The organism is Pseudomonas sp. 2822-17 (genome assembly GCF_002742485.1).
Lineage (GTDB): Bacteria > Pseudomonadota > Gammaproteobacteria > Pseudomonadales > Pseudomonadaceae > Aquipseudomonas > Aquipseudomonas cyclaminis.
Genome location: NZ_LJRZ01000434.1, coordinates 1 through 303, shown reverse-complemented (window position 1 = coordinate 303; position 303 = coordinate 1). Strand labels below are relative to the sequence as shown.

The window sequence follows — 303 nt, the reverse complement described above, 5'->3', positions numbered from 1 at the left end:
GGTCTGCTATACTGTCTCCACCTTCTGTTCCTATGTTACCTGAATCCATGGATTTGATAGATAAGTCAATATGTTGATTTTGATTTGCTCCAATGTGGAACCTAAACTCTTGATCAGCACCAGAAAATTCAGTATTTTCCTCATTTCGCTTACCAAGTAAATTTTTTGTGTTGAATTCTGTATTCTGTGCAATTCGATCAATTTCATCAATTAACTGATCCATTTCTTTTTGTAACTCAGCACGATCTTCATCTGTGTTAGTGTCATTAGATGCTTGCACAGCTAGTTCACGCATACGTTGAA

The 303-nt window shown here is 36.3% G+C and carries 1 pseudogene; it reads right to left on the bottom strand.

Annotated elements, in window-relative coordinates:
* Nucleotides 1–303 (bottom strand): annotated as a pseudogene (locus AOA60_RS15340) (flagellin FliC); the annotation flags it as partial.